Origin of the sequence: Flavobacterium sp. (assembly GCF_049240005.1) — a bacterium.
Lineage (GTDB): Bacteria > Bacteroidota > Bacteroidia > Flavobacteriales > Flavobacteriaceae > Flavobacterium.
In genome coordinates this window covers 1-24,560 of sequence record NZ_JBMLTK010000051.1, presented here as the reverse complement: position 1 = coordinate 24,560, position 24,560 = coordinate 1, and the positions used below count along the sequence as shown (strand labels likewise).

The window sequence follows — 24,560 nt, the reverse complement described above, 5'->3', positions numbered from 1 at the left end:
CTACAAATCTCAGAAAGTCCCTCGCTAAAAATCCGAATGAGAGTCAATTCATCCTGCCTTACTCTTCATTCTTCTTTTATTATTTGGCTGTTCCCCTTCCATTTTTCCCGCAGCTTCTGTCGGCGCAACGGCAAAAATATCAGGGTCGCGTCTTCCGCTATATCTGCCACAAAAACCTTTCAGGATTTTTGCAGCAGGATGCCGCTTCAACCGCTAACAGAAAAAAAAGTGTTAAAGTTAAATCCAAACAACTCGTTTTCTCGTAAACACTATAGTTAAAGTTTATTGACAACGAAATCGTTATAGCTACACTTAATCGTGAAAATTAGGTACTTGGTCGTAGATAAGACTTCACAACTTATTGAACTCTATTGATTTATCTGATAGTCTCATAGCATATAACACACGAATTCCGCTAAAACTGAACTTTAGCAAGGTACTTTTGCCGACAAACAAATGATTTGGAACCATACATGAGATTACAAGTACACTTTTTGAGATTTATTACTTCGGTTACCATCTTATTCAGTTTTATGAGCTTTGCTCAAACTGCTACTTTTACCGACAATTCACCAGGCGGCACAGAAACGTGGACAGTGCCTGCAAACGTAACATCAATCACCGTTGAACTTTGGGGCGGCGGTGCAGGCGGAGGAACCGGCGGAACCACTGCACGCGGAGGCGGAGGCGGTGGTGCTTACACGAGAGCCGTCATTGCTGTCACTCCCAATTCAACAATTAGTTATACAATTGGCACAGGCGGAGCAGCAGGTACAAACGGAGGTAACACTATTTTTAATACCAATATAATTGCAAACGGCGGACTTACAAGCATCAATCGTAACGGTGGTGCGGGTGGCGCTGCTGCAACTATTGGAAATTTCGGTGTAACCTTAAGCTACCCAGGTGGCGCAGGCGGAAACGCCAGACCGGCGAGTGGCGCTGCAAACGATGAAGCCGGTGGAAGCGGTGGTGGAAGTGGTCGAACAGGCGGAACCGGAAATGCCGGACCGAGCGCTACAGGTGCAGGACAACCTGGTACCGCTACAGGTGGCTGCCCAACCGATGCCGGAATTTCTGGAAACGGTGCGGCAGGAAACGGTAATGCTTCTACTGCGAACGGCACAGGAAATGGCGGCGGCGGACGTGGAGAACAAAATACTACAGGTGGCTCAGCAGGAACCGCCGGACGAATAATCATTACATTCGGTACAGCAGAAATTGCATTAACCGGAGGAACAGCGCAAGAAGGCATCGGCGACGGCAGTACCGGCTTTGCCACAGCCAACGGAACCGATTTTGGAAATGTTAACGAGGCCGATGGTAGCACAGCAACCGTAACTTATGTAATCTTCAATCAAGGTCAGGCCCCACTAACCAACATCGCAGTAACGATTGGAGGTTCTAACGCTGCCGATTTTACAGTAGTTACAGCACCTCCTACAAGTATTGGTGCCAGCAGTACCGCGTTTTTTACCGTACGCTTCAACCCAAGTGCCACCGGAACAAGAACTGCAACTATAAATATTGCCAGCAACGACTCCGATGAAAACCCGTTTAACTTCGACGTTCGAGGTACCGGAGTAAATCCAAATATTAGTGTTGTCGGCGGCCCATCACCTTACACCACATTAAACGACGGCGATAATTCCCCATCAACAACGGAAGGAACAGATTTCGGAACACAACGACAAAACGCTGGCTCAATTATAAACACCTTCGTTATTACCAATACAGGTAACGGCACGTTGAATCTCGGAGCAATTACAATAGGAGCTCCCTTTACAGCTACACTAAATACAAATACAGTGGCTCCCGGAGGAAGAGCAATTCTGCAAATAACGTATGCACCAACAGCTTCCGCAGCAACAAATACAACTTGCAGTATCGTTACAAATTGTGCAGGTACACTAAATCCGTTTAACTTCTCGATTTCAGCAAACGCAAACAACTCAGCGGCACCTGAAATCGAACTGTTAGGTGTTGCACCTGCTCAAGCGCCTATTGCCCTTTATGAGCGACCAAATACCGCGGAAGGAACCGATTTTGGAAGATTCAACACAACCGACACTTCTATTAGTCGAACATTTACAATCAGAAATAACGGCGCTAATACACTCAGCATTACAGGAATTTCAAGTTCTGCGGCAGCTTTTACAATTACGGCTCCTTTAATTCTACCAAGTGCGTTACTCCCTTTATTAATAACGAGCGGAAATACTGCTACGTTTACGGTAACATTTAATCCTACCACAACAGGCGTTATAACGAGTATAATTAGTCTAACAAATAACGACGCTAATGAAACGCCCTTCCAATTCGAGGTATCAGGAATCGGAACAAGCCCCGAAATCGAAGCTTTCCAAGGTACAAATGCCGTTTTTAACGACAATGCAGCCGCAGCCGCAGCAAACGGAACAGCTTTTGGAACGGTCCGACAAACAAACGGACAAACAATAAAAACCTTCTCGATTAGAAATCCGAGTACCGCTACGGGAACGCTAACACTAAATAATCCAACTTCAAATAATGCCCAATTTATTGTAAGTACACTTTCCGACCTAAGCTTAGAACCAGGAGAAGTAGCTACGTTTAACATAACGTTCGACCCTACTGCCGCTTCGGGAACCATAACGGGCACAATCTCCATCGCAAATAACGATGCCGATGAAAATCCGTTTGATATTAATGTCTCCGGAATCGCTACAACGGCAAACGGCGCAGAAATTCGCGTAAGAGGCGGCGCTACGCCAACAGACATTGCTCTTGCCGATGTACCGACTCCAGCCAAAGGAACCGATTTTGGCGAAGTTTATGCCTATTCAGGAAATGTAACAAATACGTTTATCGTTAACAACGATGGCGCGGTAACTGCACTCACCGGTGGAAACTTCACCCTTACGGGTACTTTTGCCAGAGATTTTACCGTGAGTATTACTACCCTACCAACCATAAATGCAGGCACATCGACAACTTTTACCATCACTTTTGATCCTTCAGGTGCGGGTACACGAACAGCATTAGTTTCTATTGCCAACGGAGATGCCGATGAAAATCCGTACACCTTTACCATCAATGGTGTGGGTTTACCATTCCGAGACGGAGACGGCGACGATGTTACCGATAATCTCGATATCGACGACGATAACGACGGTATTATCGATACAGCAGAACAAGCAGCATGTATCAACAATGCCAATGCAAAAACTGTAGTTAATACCTTGTTTGCCGATGATTTCGGAACGGGAACCGCTCGCGTGGGTATCACCATCAATAATCCGGAAGCAAGTACAACGTATGCCCTATGGGATAGTTCTGATCGTATCGTGGGTGATGGTCGCTACGTAGTATATTACAAATTGGGAGTTCCTACAGGTTCAGGAGATCCAACCGGAATCACACCTTGGTCAGATTACGCTATCACAATTAGTAACGATCATACTATAGGAGATACAGATGGTCGGATGCTCTACGTAAATGCAGATGCCATCGCTGGGAAAATATTTTATCGAATGACAATTAATGGAGTTGTCCCAAATGTTCCGCTCACCTTTTCGTATTGGGTTATGAACGTCGACCGCTCCAACCAAGATTTTATCAATGCAGGAAGAGCAAACGAACAACCACGATTACTACCGAACGTACGTACAGAAATCCTTGCAGCCGATGAAGCAACAGTAATCTTTACGCAAGATACAGGCAGCATTACTCGTTGTAATTCAGGAGATACCTGCGACCCATCAGATTGGAAACAAGTTAGTTACACCTTTAACCCAGGAAACAACACCTCCGTTTCTTTTAGATTAGTAAGTCTAGGACCAGGAGGTTTAGGAAACGATATTGCCCTTGACGACTTTTCCATGACCCAAAACCTGTGCGACAGCGACGGTGACGGTTTCGCCGATGTTTACGACCTCGACGCCGATAACGACGGTATTCCAGACATTACCGAAGCGGGGTATGCCGTACGTGGCTATAATGCTGCAAACACTGCTTCTTTAGCAACCATGAATAAAGCCGTAGCTAGCAAATGGACAGATGTAACCGGACCAACCGGCAGACCAAACGGTATGGAAGATTCTATTGATGCACAAATTGCCGCTGGAACGTATATGCTACCAGATTCAGATGACGACGGAACACTCGATTTCGAAGACTTAGACAGCGATAACGACGGAATATTCGATATCGATGAATATCAGGTTGATACCTGGTATACGTCAAACATTACCCAAACTTGGAACAATGGTGATGGCGATATCGACGGCGATGGAAAAGGTGACCTAAGCGACTCTGATAGAGATGGATTGTTAGATCCAAACGACGACTTAAACGGATTTGGTGCCTCAGCCAAACCTTTAGCGGCAGATTCAGATGGTGATGGCATTCCAAACTACCTAGATTTAACTTCAAACGGAAGTAGCTTCGACATCAACAGCACGCTATTTCGTGTTTGGGATAATTCACCTGTAGACGGAAGAATTGATTCAACATTAGACAACGACAGAGACGGCTTAACCAACGATTTCGATAACGACGATACAAATTTCGGCTCTCCTCGAAACCTGACTTTGCCATTATATATCGAATTTGATGGAAGAAACGACTACGGAGAGTCGACTCAAGTGCTTAGCAATAGAGCTACCGCGAGCATGATGGGCTGGATTAAACTAACCTCAACAACGAGTCTAGACCGTATTGTAATGGGGCAAGATAATTTCTTTGTTCGAGTAGCAACCAACTCCAATACCCTTTCAACGACAGCAAAAGGTGTAACAGTTACTTCGAGTACAAATTTAGCTCTAAATCGCTGGTATCATGTTGCAGCAGTTTACAATGGCGGTGCCTCTTCATTGAGCTTATACCTGAACGGGCGATTAGTTGGAAGCTCAACTGCCGGCGCATTAGCGGGTACTCTGGCGGCGAGCACGGCTCGATTTACACTAGCCAAAAACGCAACCGCTTCAGCAAACTACTTTAAAGGCGGAATTGATGAAGTTCGTGTTTTTGGTAATGCTTTAAGTGCCACACAAATTCAAAGAATGATGTGCCAGAAAATAGAGAACAGTACAAACTCATCTACGGCACCGATTTCGGGTAGCTTATTCACAAAAAATATCGACGGCACTGCACTAACCTGGACCGAGTTGCTAACTTATTTTAGATTCGACAACTACAGAGATGATGTTATCGATGACCTAAAAACTTGGAACAGCATTGATAACGGCGCTGCCCCATCGCTAGCAAGAATTTACAACGTGAAATACCTGCAAATAGAAACTGCACCCTTACCCTATGTAACTATTGCAAACGGCGACTTAGCCACAGCAGTCAATAATCCAACAAACTTTATTAACGGAAACGACGTGACCGATGCCAATGTACTGGGAGCCATAGTAAATGTTAAACACACCAACACTTTAGCAAACTCGGTATCACACGTTGGATTAATAGTTGATACCAACCGCAGACTAACCGTAAATGGAGATTCAGGACTCAGCAATTCGTACGGCTTAACACTAAATGGTGAAATCGATCTAACAGGGCGTTCACAACTTATTCAAACCAATGATAGTGATTTAACTATAAGTAGCTCAGGTCGTATTCAACGTGATCAACAAGGTACTTCTAATAGCTTTAACTACAATTATTGGTCATCGCCGGTTAGCACAACAAATAACACTGCTAACAATATTGGTTACACTATAAGTGATGTATTTAAAGACGGAACCACAACAGCACCACAAGATATTTCATGGGTTGGCGATGCCGACGGTTCTGCAACTTCTCCTATTTCATTGAGTAATTACTGGCAGTACACTTTCCGAAATCAAACTGATTCATACGCAAATTGGGAATACATCGGACCTACAGGAAGTTTAAATACCGGCGACGGTTTCACCCTAAAGGGAAGCGGCGCTGCTGGATCGACTCAGAATTACACCTTCGTCGGAAAACCAAACAATGGCCTGATCAACAGACCAGTAGCGGCAGGTAATTTAGCGCTAGTAGGAAACCCATACCCGTCAGCTCTCGATGCCGATGAATTTATTCGCGATAATATTAACCCAGGCGGAAATGCCGGAACAACAGGATCCATTATCGGGACACTTTATTTCTGGCAGCATTCTCCAGCAAACAACTCGCACGTAACTGTTAATTATATTGGAGGTTATGCCACCTATACGCTCGCAGGAGGAACCGTGGCTTCAGGAACTGGACTTGGCGGTGCTGGAACCGGCGACCCAAGCTTGTACGCCTTCCGTCCGCGTAGGTATGTACCTGTCGGACAAGGATTTTTTGTCGAAGGTGCCACAAGCCAATTGCAGTCGAATATTCAATTCCGAAACTCGCAAAGAGCCTTCGTAAAAGAAGACAACGCAAGCTCAACACCTATGCTACGTCAAGCTGCAAACACAGCGGAACCAGCAAATGTCGAAAGCCCTAGTACAAACGATTACAAGAAAATCTGGTTCTTCTACACTAGCGCCAACCAACAGTATCGCGAAACTTTGCTCTCATTTATGAATGAGTTTGCAACAGATGCCTACGACAACGGGTATGATGCCGTCTTATTTGATGAAAATGCCAGCGATATGTATTTCCTTTTGGGAGAAACTAAACTTGTAATACAAGGCGTCGGTACATTTAACGAATCAAGCCAATATCCAATAGGCGTTAAAAACGAAGTGGATGGAAACGTAAAATTCGAAATTAGCCAAGCTGAAAACTGGACTACCGACCAGCCCGTATACATTTACGATAGCGAACTCGATACCTATAACGATATTAACGGCAGCGAATTCCAAATAAATTTACCTGCTGGAACCTACGATACGCGATTCAGTATTCGCTTCACGAATATTCCACTAAGTACTAACACTCCAATTAATCCTGTAAACATGACGTATGCTACAGAATCAAACGCACTTAGTATCGTTAATACAGACATCAATCGAATACTTAAATCAGTACGTATTTACAATTTATTAGGTCAAGAAATTGATTCCGTTGAACTAGAACGCGGCGACTTAGCGCGCACCATCATACCGCTAAATCAATACGCCACCGGAACGTACTTGGTACAAGTAGAAACCAACGGCGAACCAATTTCAGGTAAAATAATTGTAAAGTAATTTTACCGTTGAACGACAGAGGCTACGCATTTCGTCGCCTTTTTGTATTTATTTAACGAAAAATTTACCTATTATCGGAAATCTCGGCTAATAATCGGAAAACTGTGGAAAGGCTAAAAAGCTGATTTACTTTTGGTTCGTAATTATTCCCAAATGATACGAAACCTACTTTCTAGCTTAGCACTTATTGTGCTCCTTACAGCATTTAACACATCGAGTGTTTATGCTCAAGACGATACAGACGAGGATGTACCTCCAGCAGCTGCAAATCCAAAAGTTCGACTAGGCTTTTACGCACACTCCGGCTTTTACCGACAAATTTTAATGGGTTTCAACTACCCAACCGCAACAGATGCGATCGACCCAGGACTAGACGCTGTAAATACGTTCGACCTGCCAAACGACATGTATTTCTACACCCAAAATTCCGAACTATTTATTCAAGGTGTAAATACTTTCGATCCAACTAAGTCATATGCAATCGGAATTCAGGTTGATACCGCCGGCGAAAACGTAATCAAATTTGAAGGAACAGAGAACTTCCCAGCCAGCCAAACATTCTACATCTACGACGCTGAAACACAAACTTTTTTCAATTTAAAAACCGGAAACCTAATCGTCGATCTTGAAGCTGGAACTTACAACAACCGCTTCTTCCTAACTTTCCAAACGCAAAATGTCCTAGGAATCGACGACGTAACCACAAAAAATACCGCTTCACTCGTTTTCGCTGCAGCAAGCGCCGAACTTAACATCAACATGCCGACAGGCTTAAACGAAAACACTACAATTTCAATTTTCGACCTCAGCGGACGGGTTGTAAAAAACACAAAAATCCAATCCAACAACGAAACTATAAACCTATCCGGACTTACCGCCGGAACTTACATTGCCACCCTCAAAAACGGCAACGAACAACAAGTGCTGAAATTTGTAAAACGGTAAAAATTAAAATTACCCCAACAAAAGCGACTCCCAACCGAGTCGCTTTTTTGTTGAATTATCTCGAAGTATAATTTTTTAAATTCAACTAAAAAGCAGATTTTTTTGCAGACTTACCTTTATTTGGGCGCGCCGGCAATACAAATCATCGCTGCGCCACGCTCCTGCTCTGCCGTCACGTGTTCCGTTTTATCTTTTTGGCTAAACGATACTGGAAAAAACGTAACGCCAAAAAGGATATCACTGCACCCGTTCGCGCGAAATACGTCTTTGAAAAAACGGCAATTATTCAACAAATCGTCTGAAAAACAATTTCTTACAAATCCAAAATCGAAACCTGAACTTGCGTCCCACTGTTCATGTCTTTAATGGAAACCTCTTGCTTCTCCATCTCCGAACTTCCACATAAAACAACCTTAGCAAATCCGCGTTTTGAGGCATACTGCAATTGCTTCTGAATTTTCGCCGCATCCGGATAAAAATCGACTGTTTTTCCCGACTTACGCAATCTTCTGCAAACCTGCATCGCATACTCCGCTTCTTGCACGCCGTAATTCAAAACCAAAAACTCCGGCGTTCCATTCAACGAATCCGAAAACAAATTTAATGCCTCTAGGGCCAAATAAATCCGATCCAATCCAAACGAAAGTCCAACACCGCTAATACCCGGCATACCGAAAATCCCGGTTAAATCATCGTAGCGACCAGCTCCACCGATCGAACCAATGCCCACTTCAGCAGGTGCAGCCACTTCCATAATAGTACCCGTGTAGTAATTTAAGCCGCGAGCCAATGTTAAATCTAAACCCAATTCAACCGCCGGAAATGCGTTCAAATCAACCCGATTTAAAATAGTTCGAATCTCCGAAACGCCTTCTTTCCCTATAACGATATCAGCAAAAAGCGCATCCAAATGCTGCAATTTCTCTTCAAAACTACCCGTAAGCCGAATAATCGGTAGAGCGGCATCGATACTGGCCTGCTCAAATCCGCGTTCTTTTAATTCGGCAATCACACCGTCCTCACCTATCTTATCGAGTTTATCGAGAACTACGGTAAATTCCACCAACCGATCGGCAGCGCCAATCAATTCAGCGATTCCTGCCAAAATTTTACGATTGTTAATTTTAATCGTTGTTCTGTGTAGTTCCAAACGCTGAAAAACCTCAGCATAAATTTCAACTAATTCAACCTCCTGCCACAAACTTTTACTTCCCACCACATCGGCGTCGCATTGATAAAACTCTCTAAAACGCCCTTTCTGCGGCCGATCTGCGCGCCATACCGGCTGAATCTGATACCGCTTAAACGGCAATTCAATCTCATTTCTGTGCTGTACCACATAACGCGCAAACGGAACCGTTAGGTCGTAACGAAGCGCTTTTTCAGAAATATGCTTGGTAACTTTTAAAGATTGTTTCTCGTGCAACAAATCCGCGGGAACGTCCTTCAAAAAATCACCCGAGTTCAAAATTTTGAAAATCAATCGATCGCCTTCCTCGCCGTACTTTCCCATAAGTGTTTCACTATTTTCAAATGTGGGCGTTTCAATGGGCGAAAATCCGTACTTTTCAAAAACCGATTTAATAACTCCGGTGATGTAATTGCGGCGTGCAATTTCCAATGCATTGAAATCGCGCGTTCCTTTTGCTGTAGCAGCTTTAGTCTTCATAGCTTAAATTGAAGTTGCAAATATCTAACAAAATAGCCTGTCGTTCGAACTTTTTTCGGAAAGCACTGTAACAAATTGTCGCTTCAAACAACTAAACAAATATGTTTAAACTCTTTCGCGAAAACGTAAAAATTGCCCGAGGCGCCATCAGGTCGCAAATACTTCGTACCACATTAACAGTGCTCATTATGGCCATTGGTATTATGGCACTTGTTGGTATCTTAACCGTAGTTGCTGCCCTAGAAAATACGCTCACTGGAAATTTTGCATCGATGGGTTCGAACACATTTAACATCAATCAATACACACAAGTTACGCGTCGCGGCGGCAGTAATGAAATCTGGAAACCCAATCCAACAATCGATTACACTCAAGCACGTGCTTTCGTAAATCGGTACGATTATCCGTCGACCACCACTTCCCTATCGTTTACCGCAACAACCAAAGCCGAAGTACGCAGCGGTTCTGCCAAAACCGATCCAGAAATATCAGTTGTTGGTGCCGACGAGAATTTCTTATCCAATGCAGGTCTCGAACTCACGCAAGGCCGAAATTTCAATACGTTCGATATCTCAAATAATACCCGCTTTTGCATATTGGGAAGCGATTTTCTTAAAGGTCTATTTAAAGATATTCCGCCGCTTGGAAAAGAAATTGCCATCCGCGGAACCAAATTCAAAGTCATTGGCGTCTTGAAAGAAGAAGGTTCTACTTTCGGAAATTCGCAAGATTTGCGCGTAATCATTCCAATTCAGGTAGCGCGATCCATGTACACCGAACCCAACATCAATTTCGACTTGAGCGTAAAAGTTGGCGATAACAAACTGCTAAACGCCGCCGTAGATCATGCCGTAGTTACAATGCGACAAGTACGAAAACTGAGTCCGGTGGAAGAAGACAATTTTGGAATCGAACGCAGCGACGACCTCATCAAACGAATTCAAGACATTACGGGTTATCTCGATATTGCTGCCGTAGTGATTAGCGTGATCACAATTTTTGGATCTTCTATAGCTTTAATGAATATCATGATCGTTTCAGTAACTGAACGCACACGAGAAATTGGTGTCCGAAAAGCGTTAGGGGCAAACAAAAGAACGGTTGCTTTTCAGTTTTTTATTGAAACACTGCTTATCGGACAAATCGGCGGATTTGTTGGAGTTATAATCGGTCTCTTAATTGGTTGGGGAATTTCGGCTGCACTGAGTTTTTCATTTGTAATTCCGTGGATGGCCATCATTTGGGCATTTATCGTGAGCTTTATCGTAGCAGTTGTTTCCGGTTCATATCCCGCTATTAAGGCATCCAATCTCGATCCCATCGAAGCGCTTAGGTACGAGTAAGCTTAAGCATACGAACATTTCCACGAAAATCTGTTCGTGTGGTTAGTCCGTAAAAGTTGTATTGGACCGCCAATTCACGCATCGGTTTTTCCAAATACTGATTAATCTCGAAGTACAAACTGCCTTCTGGCTTCAAGCTTTTCTGAGCATATTCCAAAATGCGTCTGTAAAACAGCAACGGGTCATCATTGGTCACAAACAAAGCTAAATGCGGTTCGTAATCTAAAACATTGGCTTGCATCTCATCTTTTTCAGCTTCCCTTACATACGGCGGATTACTCACAATTACGTCGAATAAATCTTTGGGTAAATCAGTTCCCAAAACATCTGTTAAAATAAAATTGGTTGCTGCATCTAAATATTGTGCGCTTTTTTCGGCCACAGCCAATGCTTCGGCAGAAATATCGACTGCAGAGACGGTTCCCTTCAGCGAAAGCGCCAAACTTATCGCAATACAACCCGAACCTGTGCACAAGTCAATAACCTTCAAATTGTCTCGATTCTGATACTCTTCTACAATCCAATCCACCAATTCTTCGGTTTCAGGTCGCGGAATCAACACATGCGGATTAACATAGAATTTTCGGCCATAAAACCACTCGTAACCCAAAATATACTGAATCGGTTCGTGCTGCAGCAGCCGAACTTTGGCAGCGTTAAATCGTTGCACAATTTCATCAGAAAGTTCGCGATCGGGTTCTGCAAAAAACTTCGCTTTCGTCAATTCTGCGTAAGCTTCCAACAACATAAAAAAGAACGTATCGGCTTCTTGAGCATCTGGGAAATTCTCGACGAAGCTTTTGCGAAAATGTTGCAGACTTGTTTCCATTTGAAAAAATATCTGCGAAAATATCTAATCGTAAACTTACATTTGCGATATGAACGATAAAGTTTACATGCTTCGCTGTTTGGAATTAGCAAAAAAAGGCTTGGGAACCACCTACCCGAATCCTTTGGTAGGCAGCGTTGTGGTACATAACAACTGTATTATTGGCGAAGGTTGGCATCGGAAAGCGGGTACTCCACACGCCGAAGTTCACGCCATACGAGCCGTTAAAAACAAAGAGCTGCTTGCCGAAAGTACACTTTACGTGAATTTAGAACCGTGCAACCACCACGGAAAAACCCCACCTTGCTGCGATCTGATTTTAGAACATCGCGTGAAACGAGTCGTTATCGGAACGATCGATTACCATAGTTTGGTTAATGGCAGCGGAATTGCACGTCTAAAAGACGCCGGCGTTGCAGTTACGGTTGGCGTTTTGGAAGCGGAATGCCAAGAGATAAACCGTCGTTTTTTTACTTTTCATGCGAAAGGCCGGCCTTACATCATTTTAAAATGGGCAGAAAGTGCCGACGGTTTTATGACTGCCCACCCAAACCAACCGAATTTTCCTGTTAGTAATCCGCGGAGCAAACAAGTACTGCATAAAATGCGTACCGAAGAACAGAGCATACTAGTGGGAACTCGCACAGCATTAATCGACAATCCGAGCTTAACGGCTCGATCGTGGAAGGGAAATAATCCGTTACGACTACTGCTCGATTTTGAACATAAAATTCCGAGTAAAAATTTTATATTTGATGATGCCGCGCCTACGATTCGAATCGACGATGATTTGGTCCCGCGCGAAACTTGGATCGCACAATTGCTTTCCTACCTTAAAGAACAAAACGTTCAATCGCTGATAGTAGAAGGTGGAAAACAGGTTTTAGAACAATTTATAGAACTAGACCTATTTGACGAAGTTCGGATTTTTAAAAGTGCTCAACATTTTGGGAAAGGACTTTCGGCACCTTGCATAGATAAAAGCGTGGCACAGGTAGAAGCGGTTGGAGCGAGCACAGATAAGCTATTAACCATTAGACCAAATGATACAAGCAATTATTTTTGATTTTGGAGATGTTTTAATCGATTTGAACAAAGCCGAATCGCTTGAAGCATTTCGTAAAATCGGACTGGAGAAACCCAACGAACAGCTTCTTGAACTAAACGATGCTTTTGAACGCGGCAAAATCTCTGAACAAGCATTTTTATCTGGTATTCAGAGCTATATTCCCACACAATCGATCGAAACCATAAAGTCGGCATGGAATACGCTCATTGGAGATTTCCCTCTTGAACGATTGGAATTACTGCAAATGCTTAAAAGCAAATACAAATTGTTTTTGCTTACCAATACCGACATTATTCACATGGAAGCTTTTGAAGAAGAAGTGGGCGCATCGTTTGCCAGTGCCTTCTATCAGTGCTTTGAGAAAGTATACTACAGCCATGAAATGGGTATGCGAAAACCAGACCCACAAGTTTATCTTACCATACTGCGCAAACACGATTTGATTGCAGAGCGCACACTTTTTATCGATGATAAGAAAGAAAATACCGATGCTGCGGCACAATTAGGCTTACAAGTTTGGAACTTACAAGTGGGCAAAGAAACGATTATGAATTTGTACGAAAAAGGAATTCTATAATCCAGCAGCACTTGAATACGATTTCAGAGTCAATAAGCGCGGTTCTTTTTAAAGAGAAAAACAGTAAATTTTACGGATTTCTGTTTCCGTTACAATCTGAAAATCAGATAAAAGAGCGAATCGCTGAAGTAAAAAATCAATTTCCTGGCGCCAATCATTATTGCTATGCTTTTCGCTTACGCGGAACGAACGAAAACTTGATTTATCGCGCATCAGACGACGGCGAACCTTCAGGAACAGCTGGACAACCCATTTATGGGCAGTTATTATCGGCCGATTTGGTTAATGTGTTGTGTATAGTTGTGCGTTATTTTGGAGGTGTGAAGTTGGGCACAGGCGGTTTAATCACGGCTTACCGCGAATCGGCACGCTTAACCATAGCCGAAGCTGTTCTTGAAAAATTCGAACCAAAAGCGCAGTTTCAGATTTCAGGACCGTACGGACAAGAAGCCGCCATATTTCGTTTGCTTAAAAAAGTTCAAGGAGAAATTATCGACAAAAGTGCAGGAACTGAAATTTCTATCGAATTTTCAATTAAAGTTACCGCTGTCGAATCCTTACACACGAGCTTTTCTGAGTACAATCACGTATTAAGACTCACTGAAATTAGCTAACTTTTCGAGAATGTACGAAGGCGGTTGTGTGGGTCGGCCGGTTAATTTATCTACAAACACCAAAATTGACGAACCTGTTGTTAATAAGTCGTTTGAATCATTTCGAATTTCGTAAGAAAACTCAATCTTGACATTTGAGAGACTTTCAAAAAAAGTTGTGACGGTAATTTCGTCGTCGTAACGCGCCGGTTTTTTGTAGTTCATTGTCAGCGAAACAACGGGTAACATAATTCCGTTGTCTTCCATCCATTTATACGAAATCCCCAGTGATCTCAACCATTCCACACGACCTATCTCAAAAAACACGGCATAATTTCCGTGGTATACAACGCCCATTTGATCGGTTTCGGCATAGCGAATTCTAGTTTTATATTGATGTGATTTCATGTATTTTTGAAATGAATTTTTACGGTGTTAAACGAGCACATCTTACAACTATTTTTTCAAAAATTCAATCCCCAATTATTTTTTTTTAAAGATTTTTGTTCACATATTTGTTCACCTGAACATATCTACCGAAACGCTCTGATTTGGTGGAAATTCAACAAGACAAACTCAAAAAAAAGAAGGATTTATGACAAAAACTGCGCAATCGGTATGGGAAAATTGTCTGTCTTTTATAAAGGACAATATTCAAGATCAAGCATACAAAACTTGGTTTGAGCCAATTAAATCGGTTGAGCTTACGGATAATGCATTATACATTCAAGTTCCGAGTAAATTCTTTTACGAGTGGTTGGAAGAGCACTATGTGAAGTTGCTTAAAGTTGCTCTGACGAAAGAACTAGGTAAGAATGCCAAATTGCTGTACAAAATTAAGATGGAGAACACGTACGGCAACAATCAACCTTTTACCGAACAGCTTCCAAGTGCAAGTCGCGCTCCTGTAAAAACCCAAGAAGTAGATGCGCCTTTCAGAAATCTAAGTCCAGAATTAAAAAATCCGTTTGTTATTCCAGGAATACGAAATCTGAAAATCGAATCGCAACTAAATGCCAATTACAGTTTCGACAACTTTTTAGAAGGCGAATCGAACCGCCTAGCTCGTTCAGCTGGTTTAGCGGTGGCGAACAAACCTGGTGGAACCTCGTTTAATCCACTGTTAATTTTTGGCGGAGTTGGTCTCGGAAAAACACACCTAGCGCATGCTATTGGCGTAGAAATCAAAGATAAATATCCCGAAAAAACAGTACTTTATATTTCTGCAGAAATCTTTACACAACAATTCATAGATTCTGTAAAGAAGAATAACCGTCACGATTTTATTCACTTTTACCAGTTGATCGACGTATTGATTATCGACGACGTTCAATTCTTTTCAGGAAAAAGTGGAACACAAGACGTATTCTTCCATATTTTCAATTACTTACATCAAAACAATAAGCAAGTAATTTTAACTTCAGACAAGGCGCCTGTAGACATGCAAGACATCGAACATCGTTTGTTATCTCGCTTCAAATGGGGCTTGTCTGCCGAAATTTACCAACCTGATTACGAAACACGTATCGCGATTTTAAAGAATATTTTGTATCGTGACGGCGTGGAAATGCCCGACGAAATTATCGAGTACGTTGCCAGAAATATCAAAACAAACGTACGTGAACTCGAAGGTGCCATTATTTCACTTATTGCTCAATCTTCTTTCAATAAAAAAGAAGTTACAATCGAACTGGCTAAACAGGTTGTTGAAAAATTCGTAAAGAACGTAAAGCGCGAAATTTCAATAGATTATATACAAAAAGTTGTATCAGATTATTTCCAATTAGATATTGATACGCTACAATCTAAAACCAGAAAACGTCACGTAGTACAAGCCCGACAGTTAGCTATGTTCTTCGCTAAGAAGTTTACCAAAGCATCGCTAGCTAATATTGGTAGCCAAATCGGCGACCGTGATCACGCTACTGTATTGCACGCTTGTAAAACCGTCGACAATTTGGTTTCAACCGATAAGCAGTTCAAGAAGTTTGTTGACGACATTCACAAAAAATTGTCCTTGTAATGATTACAAAAATCTTGATGGTATGTCTCGGAAACATTTGTCGTTCTCCCTTGGCAGAAGGTATTCTAGCTGATAAATTACCTCGAGACCGATTCGCTGTTGATTCGGCAGGAACGGGTAATTATCATGTGGGTAAAGGACCAGACGCCCGTTCGATTAAGATTGCCAAGCTCAACAATATAGACATCGCCGGTCAAATAGCACGGCAGTTTAAACCCGAAGATTTCTACAGATACGACTACATTTTTGCGATGGATCAGTCGAATCTTGACGATATTTTAGAACTCGCTCCAAACGAAGAACTGAAATCAAAGGCGCGATTAATCTTAGATGAATTGTTCCCTGGTGAGAAAGTAGATGTCCCAGACCCGTATTACGGCCACGATAACGGATTTACACTGGTATATCAAATGCTCGACGAAGCATGCACCAACATCGCAAATCGATTGCTTGATGAAAACCAACGCTCATGAAGCCTGTCTTCTTTAAAGGTACGCTTTACCTAATACCCACAACCTTAGGAGAATCGACCGCTGCAGAAGTGCTTCCCGGAAGTATCGGACGCACCGTCTCGCTTTTAGATAGCTACATTGTTGAAAACGAAAAAACAGCTCGTAAATTCATTAAAGAGGTTTGTCCTTCAAAATCTCAGCCCGATTTAAAACTGTTTGCGCTTAATAAGCATACTAAATCCGAAGATCTCCAAGAAATGCTTAAACCTTTGTTGTTAGGCGAAAATATGGGACTTATGAGCGAAGCGGGTTGCCCAGGCGTTGCCGATCCTGGAGCGGTTATAGTACAATTAGCACATCAAAACGGTATTAGAGTGGTTCCGCTTGTTGGTCCCTCTTCCATACTTATGGCATTAATGGCTTCTGGCTTAAACGGACAAAACTTTGCCTTTAATGGTTACCTTCCTGTCGATAAAAACGAGCGTAAAACTAGTATTCGAAGTTTAGAAAAACTTTCGATGGAACGCAATCAGAGTCAAATTTTCATCGAAACACCGTACCGAAACAATAAAATGCTCGAAGATTTACTGCTGCATTTAGGACACTCGACCCTGCTTACTATTGCCGCAGATATTACGCTACCAACCGAGTTTATTAAAACCACGACCGTTCAGTTGTGGCGAAAAGAAAAGGTCGATTTACAAAACCGACCTGCTATCTTCATATTACTAAAAGAAAAGTTCTAATTTAAATCATTCTTCTGCTACGATCGAACTCGTGTCGTATCCTGCATACTTACGCATGTAACTTGCAATCGAAGTTCCGAAACCATCCCGCTTTAGATTTTTTCCATTGCTGTAAAGAAACTTTTTCACAGAACTAGATCCACCAAGATGTGCCGCTGCTAGTATTCCGCTTTCGGTAACTAATACACCAGCGACTTCTTTACCTGAAAAAATCTCAATTTCCTTCTTTAGTTTGCCTTTGTTAACGGCTAATAAACGTTCGAAGGCGCGTTCTTGCAACTTTTCGTCGGCCAAAAAAGCACTGTGATTTTTAATTCCTAAGTAAGAAAGCGCGTCTTTTCCAAACTGGTATTTACCCATGTAACCAAAACGGTTCACCTGACGGTAATTTCCTTGGCTTTCTTTAAATGCAACGGCTTCTTTAAAACCTGTGAAGCTGTAACCCGTAAAAACGATTTGATACTTGTAATAATCTTGAGGATACTGAGAAGGTAAAACAAATGTTTGAAGTAATTGATCCTCGGAATAGTCTATAACTTGACTGTTAGAACCTTTAAAACCTGATGAGATAAAGGCAAGAATAAGAGCGATTGAAGCGTAAAATATCCACTTTTTAATCATAAAATTGATTTCTTTCAGAACTGTCACTTCTGAAAATTTCAGCAGGCAAATATACTACTTTTTATTACCGATTTGAATATCAGCTTGTTAAAAATTTCAGAAGTAAAAAGCATAGCCTTTTGCGCGGCTTCCTTCTGAAAATCGCAGTGTTGGCGCAGGAATTTTTAGTGTATTGAAAACAGAGAAGACCGTTTTTAAAAACAAACTCTTTGTAGGAATTTTCGTTAAATCAACATCAAGCGCCAGATAAAATTGCCGTTGTTGCCGCAAATCTCCAAAACCCAAGTCGTTTTGTGCATTTTGCGTTGCTGCTAACATATTAGTTCCTCCGTATCCAACCGCAATGTTAAGCCACTTTGGAATCTGTTTGACCTTAATAAATGCACTCAAATTCATTGATAACCAATACGTTTGCCCATTGTAATCTTTAAGAATCTGTTCGGATATCGAGGTTCCGAGCGCAGCAGGTCGTTGCGCTGCAAAATTTGTCCGATGCCATGAAAACTTAGGTACGATTCGCTGCTCCTTCCATAAGCGTTCTTGCACAAAAAACAACGCCCAACCTCCCGTATTGGCAGCAACATCGCCCCAACTAGCACCCCACTCTGCGGAAAATCCGTCCATTACCTCGATAGCTGTAAGATACGCCAATCCCAAAGTAGAGCCATATCGCTCTTGCTGACATTTACTTCCACCCGACCATTTCACTAAATCGGTACCAAAAGCCGCTAAATGATACGCAGAAAACGCATGCCCGGCCTTATCTACTTGCAACCAATGTGCATTATCATCCACAAAGTGAAATTTAGCTTGTTCGTAATCACTGTACCAAACGGTTTGCAATGCAATTAAAGATGAAGTAGCTAGCGCAGCTTCGGTTATGATTACGGTTTTGAAACGAGTTTGATTCAAAGAGTCGGCGGGTTTAAGCCACGACTGCTGTCCAAAAAAAAACTGTGTGAAAAGTACGGCAAGAATCAGTAAACGCATTAGCGCTTGATTCCTTGAGCATTAATCCAAGCTACATATTTCTGGCGGTTAACTTCGTGCTGAGCAGCTGTTACCGCAAATTCGTGGTAGCCAAAACGACTCACGCTTGCGCAGAAATAAATGTAATCGTGCTTTTCCGGATTCAAAACAGCATCAATAGCCGAAATGTCTGGCATAGCGATTGGTCCCGGTGGTAAACCAGGAAATTTATACGTATTGTACGGATTATCTGTTATTAAATCTCTGTTCAAAACCCGCTTAATTTGCAAGGTGAAGTCGCCCGAATTCTTTTTAACAGCATAAATAACCGTCGGATCGGCTTCCAACTTGATGCCTTTTTTCAATCGATTCAAATAAACACCCGCCACACGCGGACGCTCGTCGGTTTTAACCGTTTCTTTATGCACAATCGAGGCTAAGATGTACACCTCAGTTGGCGTTAAGTTCTGTGCTTTTGCCTTTTCTAAACGCTCGGGCGTCCAAAACTTTCTGTGCTCTTTAAGCATGCGGTTACGGAAACTCATCGCATCGGTATCCCAAAAAAACTCGTATGAATTCGGAATAAAAATCGACAAAACATTATCGGTCGTTAGATTATTCTCCGTCAAAAATTGTTCTTGAGTAATGGCAGCCATCAATCCCAAACTATCGGCCTCGATTTGTGACGCAATTCGGGCACAAAAATCTTCCAAACGTTCCTGATTATTAAAGGTGATATTAACCGGTAAACTTTGTCGCAAGCTATTGATAATGTCGTTGTTATTCATTCCCTTGCGTAAGAGAAAACGTCCGCTTTTAACATTGGTATTGTATTTCTTCTTCCCGGCAACCATTTCAAAAGTTTCCATGTTTTGAACATAAGCAGCCATAATCGACTTCACCTTTTCGAAATCCGATTCACTGGGAATATTCACATAAACCTCAGTTTCCTCAAACTTGGTATTGGCGCTAAAGATCTTAGAATAAAGCGAATAGCCATAAGCAATTGCCACGGCAACAATTACAACGGATACAATTGCAAGGATTTTTCCTTTTTTAGACATGGTTGTGTTGTATTAACTGTAAAAATATTTCGTCTTGAAAACCCGTCGTCGTCCAATTCCATTGTTTGCGAACGCCCGTTTTTTCGAAGCCAAATTTAGAGAAAAGTGTCAAACTTGCTTGATTATTTTCTTCAACACAGGCATAAAGTTGAAAGAGGTTTAAAAATTCAAAAGCGTAGGTAATTAAAAGCTCCAAAGCTTCGCTCGCTATTCCTTTCTTCCGAAACGATTCTGCAACAACGATTCCTACTCCTGCCCTATTGTTTCGCGGATCAAAATCGTACAAATCAATAAATCCACATAAATTATTGCTTTCTATCTCGCAAATAACCAACCGCAGTTGTTTGGCCTCGTAAATATCCGATTTCGCACTTTCGATATACGCTTCTAAAATATGTCTACTAAAAGGCTGCACGGTTTGAGAAATGTGCCACAAACTCACGTCGTTTTCAACAGCAAATAAAAAGTCGATATCGCTCGGTTCGAGAGCGCGTAGAAAAATGCTTTTGCCTTTTAAGTAGGTCATTTTATAAATCAATTGTTCCGGAATAAACTTCTTTTGCTGGCCCAATCAACTCCACAGTTGTAAATGCACGACCATCAAACGAAAAATGCACTGCTAAAGTGCCACCAGCAACATGCAGATTCACGTGGTTTGACAGCAGCTTTTTTTCATAAAACAACGCCAATGCTGCTGCCGTTGCGCCAGTTCCACATGCCAGCGTCTCTGCTTCCACGCCGCGTTCAAAGGTTCGCATTTTAAGTGTGGAATCATCTATAATTTGCACAAAATTGACATTCGTGCCGCCAGGAGCAAAAATCGGATCGTTTCGAAAATGTGCACCCAAGTGTGCTACATCCACAGTCTCTACATCATCCACAACCAGCACCAAATGCGGCGAACCTGTATTTAAAAACAGGCCTGTATCAAGTTTTCTGATTTCAGTAACATCGTTCATGGACAAACTGACAGTTGCATCTGAAATTTTTGCAGTATGTAAACCGTCGGTAGCTTCAAAAGTGGTTTGTTTATCAACGATTCCCAACTTAGAAGCAAAAGCTACAGCACAACGACCGCCGTTTCCGCACATCGATCCAAAATTACCATCGGAGTTGTAATACAACATCTTAAAATCGGTGTTTTCACTGGGTTCTATGGCAATCAAACCGTCGGCTCCAATGCCAAACCGCCGATCACACAGCTGTTGTACCAATTTGTGATTTGTTGTTGGAAAAGAACCCGAACGATTATCGATCATCACAAAATCGTTGCCGGCGCCTTGATACTTATAAAAATGAATTTTCATACGACAAAAATAGGTAATCTATGGCTGTCGGCGCTGCTGTTAATCATTGGTTAAAGATGATTTGGCAAGAAATTTGACTTTTTAATTTTACAATTGTTAAAATGAAGAACGATTATGAAAAAGTATGCATCATTATTCTTTCTAGCATTAAGCAGTGGAGCAATCACGCTTGGTGCTTACAAATTGCTATTTGAAGACAACCGAACTGCATCTATTGTAACCTCGGCACCCGCTAACTACCTCAGAAATGCTTCGCTTGGCGCAGAAAATATCGATTTCACTACAGCTGCCGATCAAGCAGTACACTGCGTAGTTCACGTAAAAAACGTTTCGTACCGCACCATTAGCAATCCTATTATGGAATTCTTCTACGGTTACCGAGGCGGACAACAGCAAGAGCAAATTGGCACAGGCTCCGGTGTAATCATTTCCGAAGACGGCTACATTGTGACCAATAATCACGTTATTAAGGACGCAAGCGAATTGGAAATTACGCTCAACAACAACGAAACGTATAAGGCCAAAGTTATTGGAACCGACTCTAAAATGGACATTGCCTTGTTGAAAATCGATGCCAAAGATAAATTGCCTTATGCAACCTTTGCCGATTCAGACGCAGTTAAGGTCGGAGAATGGGTTCTCGCCGTAGGAAATCCGTACAATTTGAACTCGACCGTTACAGCAGGAATCGTTTCTGCGAAAGCGCGAAACTTAGGAAATAACGGCATTCAATCGTTTATACAAACCGATGCGGCCGTGAATCCCGGAAATAGTGGCGGTGCGCTCGTAAACACACGCGGCGAACTCATCGGAATCAACACCATGATTTCATCGCAGACAGGCGCTTACGTCGGATATTCGTTCGCCGTACCGTCAAACATTACCCGTAAAATTATCGAAGACATCATGGAATACGGCAACGTACAACGCGGTATTCTTGGAATTGAATGCGGCGAATTAAATGCTACTGTCTCAAAAGAACTCGGAATTTCTCAAACCAGCGGCGTGTACATCAGTAGCGTTAACAAAAATACGGGTGCTGAAAAAGCCGGTTTGAAAAAAGGCGACATCATCGTGAAATTAGATGACCGAAAAATCCAAACCTATGCCGACTTAGCTGGTTTCATAAATGCTAAACGTCCGAACGACGAAGTAAAAGTTACGTTTCTACGCGACGAAAAAACCTATACTGCAAATGTGAAACTCACGAAATACGACATGATCGTAGCCGACTTTAAAGGTTTGGAACTAGAAAACTTAAGTGCAGCCGAACGCAAAAAACTGAAAGTTAACTACGGTGTGCGGGTGAAAAGTGTCGAAAATTCTAAACTCGCCGAATTTGCAAACGATTTAGAAGGCGGCGTAATCTTAAAAATCGGAAATGTTCCTGCCGAAAACATCGAAACCGTATCACAACTCGTTTCTAAAATCGATGAAAATCAAGCCGTTCAAGTAGAAATGATTACCAAAAACGGCGAATTAATTCGATTCATTCTCTAGAACAAGAAGTAGCCAAAGAGAAGTCGGTCGCAGTGGCCGACTTTTTTTATGTTTCTTTACGAAATCGTTTTCGTAAATCAACAAATTAATTACTTTTGCCGCGTCTAACTTCAATATTCAATCATGACAACCAACGCAATGTATGAAAAGGAGCTGACTTTTCAGGCGGACCGACGCAGAGCCGGTGTGGAATTAATCAAGACTATTAGCGATTTATGGTACGAAAAATCCATCGAAATGGTACTCTTTCGCAACCAACTTATCGATAGAACGGTCAGCGACATTATCAATTTGCACGAATACGCCGGCGAATTTGTCGGAAAACCAATTAGTGTCTTCGATACCGTAGAAATCGCAAAAGCGGTACTGAGCCTAGATTTGCCACCAAGCAAACTCGACTTAGGAAAACTGACCTACGAATTCCACATGGAAGACGATAAATACAGCAATGCCAAAGCTTTTGTCATCGACAAGCTAAAAAGTGCCAAATCATCGGCCGATATCACACCAAAAGATGTCGTTCTTTACGGATTCGGACGCATTGGCCGTTTGCTCGCCCGCGAAATGATGTCGAAAATGGGCAAAGGAAATCAGTTGCGCTTGCGAGCCGTAGTAACGCGTGATCAAAACGACGCGGTAAGCATCGAAAAAAGAGCGTCTTTGCTGCGTTACGACTCGATTCACGGCGATTTCCAAGGTTCGGTTGTAGCCGACACCGAAAATAACGCATTGATTATCAATGGCACAACAGTTCATTTGATTACAGCACAAAAACCTGAAGATATCGATTACACCGCGTACGGCATAGACGATGCATTGGTTATCGACAACACCGGTGCGTTTACCACTCAAGAGGCCTTGGCACGTCATTTAGTTTCCAAAGGCGTTTCAAAAGTGTTGCTTACCGCTCCTGGAAAAGGCGTGCCGAATATTGTTCACGGCGTTAATCAAAACGAATACAACCCAGATGAAATCGATATTTTTTCTGCGGCTTCTTGTACCACAAATGCCATCACACCTATTTTAAAAGCTGTTGAAGATACGCTCGGCGTTGTAAAAGGACACCTCGAAACGATTCACGCTTACACGAACGACCAGAATTTGGTTGATAATATGCACAAGAAATACCGTCGCGGACGCGCAGCGGGTTTAAACATGGTTATTACCGAAACGGGTGCTGGAAGTGCGGTTGCTAAAGCATTGCCGTCGCTTACCGGAAAACTCACTTCAAATGCCATTCGCGTTCCGGTTCCAAACGGTTCCCTTGTGGTTTTAAACTTAGAAGTTGGCAAAAAAACCAGCATCGACGAAGTAAACAAAATCATGAAAAAGTACGCACTCGAAGGCGAACTGGTCGAACAAATAAAATATTCTTTAAACAACGAATTGGTATCGTCCGACATTATCGGAACTTCAGCGCCAGCTATTTACGACAGCAACGCTACCATAGTTTCGGCCGACGGCAAAAACGTAGTCTTATATGTGTGGTACGACAACGAATACGGCTACAGCCACCAAGTAATTCGCTTGGCAAAGTACATTTCAAAAGTGCGCCGCTTCACCTATTATTAATAGAAACTAACCTAACCACTATACTGTGCCGGAATGCCTACAAGGTGTTCCGGTTTTTTTTGGGCGTATCCCCGCGCATACATCCTAACGAAAATGTATCGCTGGGCGGGGTCGCGCCGTTCGCTGCAAGTGGCACCAAACGAGC

The 24,560-nt window shown here is 42.4% G+C and carries 19 protein-coding genes; 11 read left to right on the top strand and 8 right to left on the bottom strand.

What is annotated here, in order from left to right:
• The first annotated feature begins 473 nt into the window (after positions 1-473).
• Positions 474-7,136 carry a choice-of-anchor D domain-containing protein gene (locus ACOVQQ_RS04940; protein WP_421817209.1) on the top strand — a complete coding sequence of 2,221 codons (6,663 nt, stop codon included), beginning with the start codon at positions 474-476 and terminating at the stop codon, positions 7,134-7,136.
• 153 nt (positions 7,137-7,289) lie between these two features.
• Positions 7,290-8,081, top strand: a complete 792-nt coding sequence (locus ACOVQQ_RS04935) for a T9SS type A sorting domain-containing protein (protein WP_421817208.1) — start codon at positions 7,290-7,292, stop codon at positions 8,079-8,081.
• A gap of 313 nt (positions 8,082-8,394) precedes the next feature.
• Here ACOVQQ_RS04935 and hisS read toward each other — a convergent pair whose 3' ends face one another.
• Entirely contained in the window at positions 8,395-9,750 is a 1,356-nt protein-coding gene (gene hisS, locus ACOVQQ_RS04930) for a histidine--tRNA ligase (protein WP_421817207.1), read from the bottom strand.
• Between the two features lie 101 nt (positions 9,751-9,851).
• Between hisS and ACOVQQ_RS04925 the strand changes: the two genes are divergently transcribed.
• The gene (locus ACOVQQ_RS04925) at positions 9,852-11,093 is read left to right on the top strand and encodes an ABC transporter permease (protein WP_298147181.1); all 1,242 of its coding nucleotides are present in this window, start codon (positions 9,852-9,854) and stop codon (positions 11,091-11,093) included.
• On the opposite strand, the gene prmC is transcribed toward ACOVQQ_RS04925, so the two are convergent.
• Entirely contained in the window at positions 11,080-11,922 is an 843-nt protein-coding gene (prmC, locus tag ACOVQQ_RS04920; RefSeq protein ID WP_421817206.1) for a peptide chain release factor N(5)-glutamine methyltransferase, read from the bottom strand. The two genes, ACOVQQ_RS04925 and prmC, sit on opposite strands and share 14 nt — an antisense overlap.
• Before the next feature lie 49 nt (positions 11,923-11,971).
• On the opposite strand from prmC, the gene ribD reads away from it, so the two are divergent.
• From ribD to ACOVQQ_RS04905, 3 genes are read left to right on the top strand one after another with little or no spacing between them, the layout of a single operon-like run.
• Positions 11,972-12,988, top strand: coding sequence for a bifunctional diaminohydroxyphosphoribosylaminopyrimidine deaminase/5-amino-6-(5-phosphoribosylamino)uracil reductase RibD (gene ribD / locus ACOVQQ_RS04915; RefSeq protein ID WP_421817205.1), 1,017 nt, complete (start codon positions 11,972-11,974; stop codon positions 12,986-12,988).
• Positions 12,966-13,568 carry an HAD family hydrolase gene (locus ACOVQQ_RS04910; RefSeq protein ID WP_421817204.1) on the top strand — a complete coding sequence of 201 codons (603 nt, stop codon included), beginning with the start codon at positions 12,966-12,968 and terminating at the stop codon, positions 13,566-13,568. The genes ribD and ACOVQQ_RS04910 overlap by 23 nt, the downstream gene beginning before the upstream one ends.
• An 11-nt stretch (positions 13,569-13,579) precedes the next feature.
• Positions 13,580-14,182 carry an IMPACT family protein gene (locus ACOVQQ_RS04905; RefSeq protein ID WP_421817203.1) on the top strand — a complete coding sequence of 201 codons (603 nt, stop codon included), beginning with the start codon at positions 13,580-13,582 and terminating at the stop codon, positions 14,180-14,182.
• Here ACOVQQ_RS04905 and ACOVQQ_RS04900 read toward each other — a convergent pair.
• Positions 14,159-14,569, bottom strand: a complete 411-nt coding sequence (locus ACOVQQ_RS04900) for an acyl-CoA thioesterase (RefSeq protein ID WP_298147167.1) — start codon at positions 14,567-14,569, stop codon at positions 14,159-14,161. The two genes, ACOVQQ_RS04905 and ACOVQQ_RS04900, sit on opposite strands and share 24 nt — an antisense overlap.
• A gap of 187 nt (positions 14,570-14,756) precedes the next feature.
• On the opposite strand from ACOVQQ_RS04900, the gene dnaA reads away from it, so the two are divergent.
• The 3 genes from dnaA to ACOVQQ_RS04885 are packed head-to-tail and all read left to right on the top strand — an operon-like array spanning position 14,757 to position 17,382.
• The gene (gene dnaA / locus ACOVQQ_RS04895; RefSeq protein WP_298147164.1) at positions 14,757-16,184 is read left to right on the top strand and encodes a chromosomal replication initiator protein DnaA; all 1,428 of its coding nucleotides are present in this window, start codon (positions 14,757-14,759) and stop codon (positions 16,182-16,184) included.
• Positions 16,184-16,657 carry a low molecular weight protein-tyrosine-phosphatase gene (locus tag ACOVQQ_RS04890; protein WP_421817202.1) on the top strand — a complete coding sequence of 158 codons (474 nt, stop codon included), beginning with the start codon at positions 16,184-16,186 and terminating at the stop codon, positions 16,655-16,657. Before dnaA ends, ACOVQQ_RS04890 begins: the two co-directional genes overlap by 1 nt.
• On the top strand, positions 16,654-17,382 hold the full coding sequence (locus tag ACOVQQ_RS04885) for an SAM-dependent methyltransferase (RefSeq protein ID WP_421817201.1): 729 nt from the start codon (positions 16,654-16,656) through the stop codon (positions 17,380-17,382). The genes ACOVQQ_RS04890 and ACOVQQ_RS04885 overlap by 4 nt, the downstream gene beginning before the upstream one ends.
• 6 nt (positions 17,383-17,388) lie before the next feature.
• Here the strand turns inward: ACOVQQ_RS04885 and ACOVQQ_RS04880 are convergent, their stop codons facing one another.
• The 5 genes from ACOVQQ_RS04880 to dapF form a co-directional block, all read right to left on the bottom strand.
• On the bottom strand, positions 17,389-18,030 hold the full coding sequence (locus ACOVQQ_RS04880; protein ID WP_421817200.1) for a peptidoglycan-binding protein LysM: 642 nt from the start codon (positions 18,028-18,030) through the stop codon (positions 17,389-17,391).
• 69 nt (positions 18,031-18,099) lie between these two features.
• Complete coding sequence (locus ACOVQQ_RS04875; protein WP_421817199.1) at positions 18,100-18,993, bottom strand: DUF2279 domain-containing protein; 894 nt, start codon at positions 18,991-18,993, stop codon at positions 18,100-18,102.
• Positions 18,993-20,036, bottom strand: a complete 1,044-nt coding sequence (gene mltG / locus ACOVQQ_RS04870; protein ID WP_421817198.1) for an endolytic transglycosylase MltG — start codon at positions 20,034-20,036, stop codon at positions 18,993-18,995. The genes ACOVQQ_RS04875 and mltG overlap by 1 nt, the downstream gene beginning before the upstream one ends.
• Positions 20,029-20,562: a GNAT family N-acetyltransferase gene (locus tag ACOVQQ_RS04865; protein ID WP_421817197.1), complete on the bottom strand. Its 534-nt coding sequence runs from the start codon at positions 20,560-20,562 to the stop codon at positions 20,029-20,031. The genes mltG and ACOVQQ_RS04865 overlap by 8 nt, the downstream gene beginning before the upstream one ends.
• A gap of 1 nt (position 20,563) precedes the next feature.
• A complete protein-coding gene (gene dapF, locus ACOVQQ_RS04860; protein WP_421817196.1) occupies positions 20,564-21,343 on the bottom strand; it encodes a diaminopimelate epimerase in 780 nt (259 codons plus the stop codon).
• A gap of 114 nt (positions 21,344-21,457) precedes the next feature.
• Here dapF and ACOVQQ_RS04855 point away from each other — a divergent pair, with 114 nt between their 5' ends.
• Complete coding sequence (locus tag ACOVQQ_RS04855) at positions 21,458-22,843, top strand: trypsin-like peptidase domain-containing protein (protein WP_421817195.1); 1,386 nt, start codon at positions 21,458-21,460, stop codon at positions 22,841-22,843.
• Between the two features lie 123 nt (positions 22,844-22,966).
• Positions 22,967-24,415: a glyceraldehyde-3-phosphate dehydrogenase gene (locus ACOVQQ_RS04850; protein ID WP_094485972.1), complete on the top strand. Its 1,449-nt coding sequence runs from the start codon at positions 22,967-22,969 to the stop codon at positions 24,413-24,415.
• Positions 24,416-24,560 lie beyond the last annotated feature (145 nt).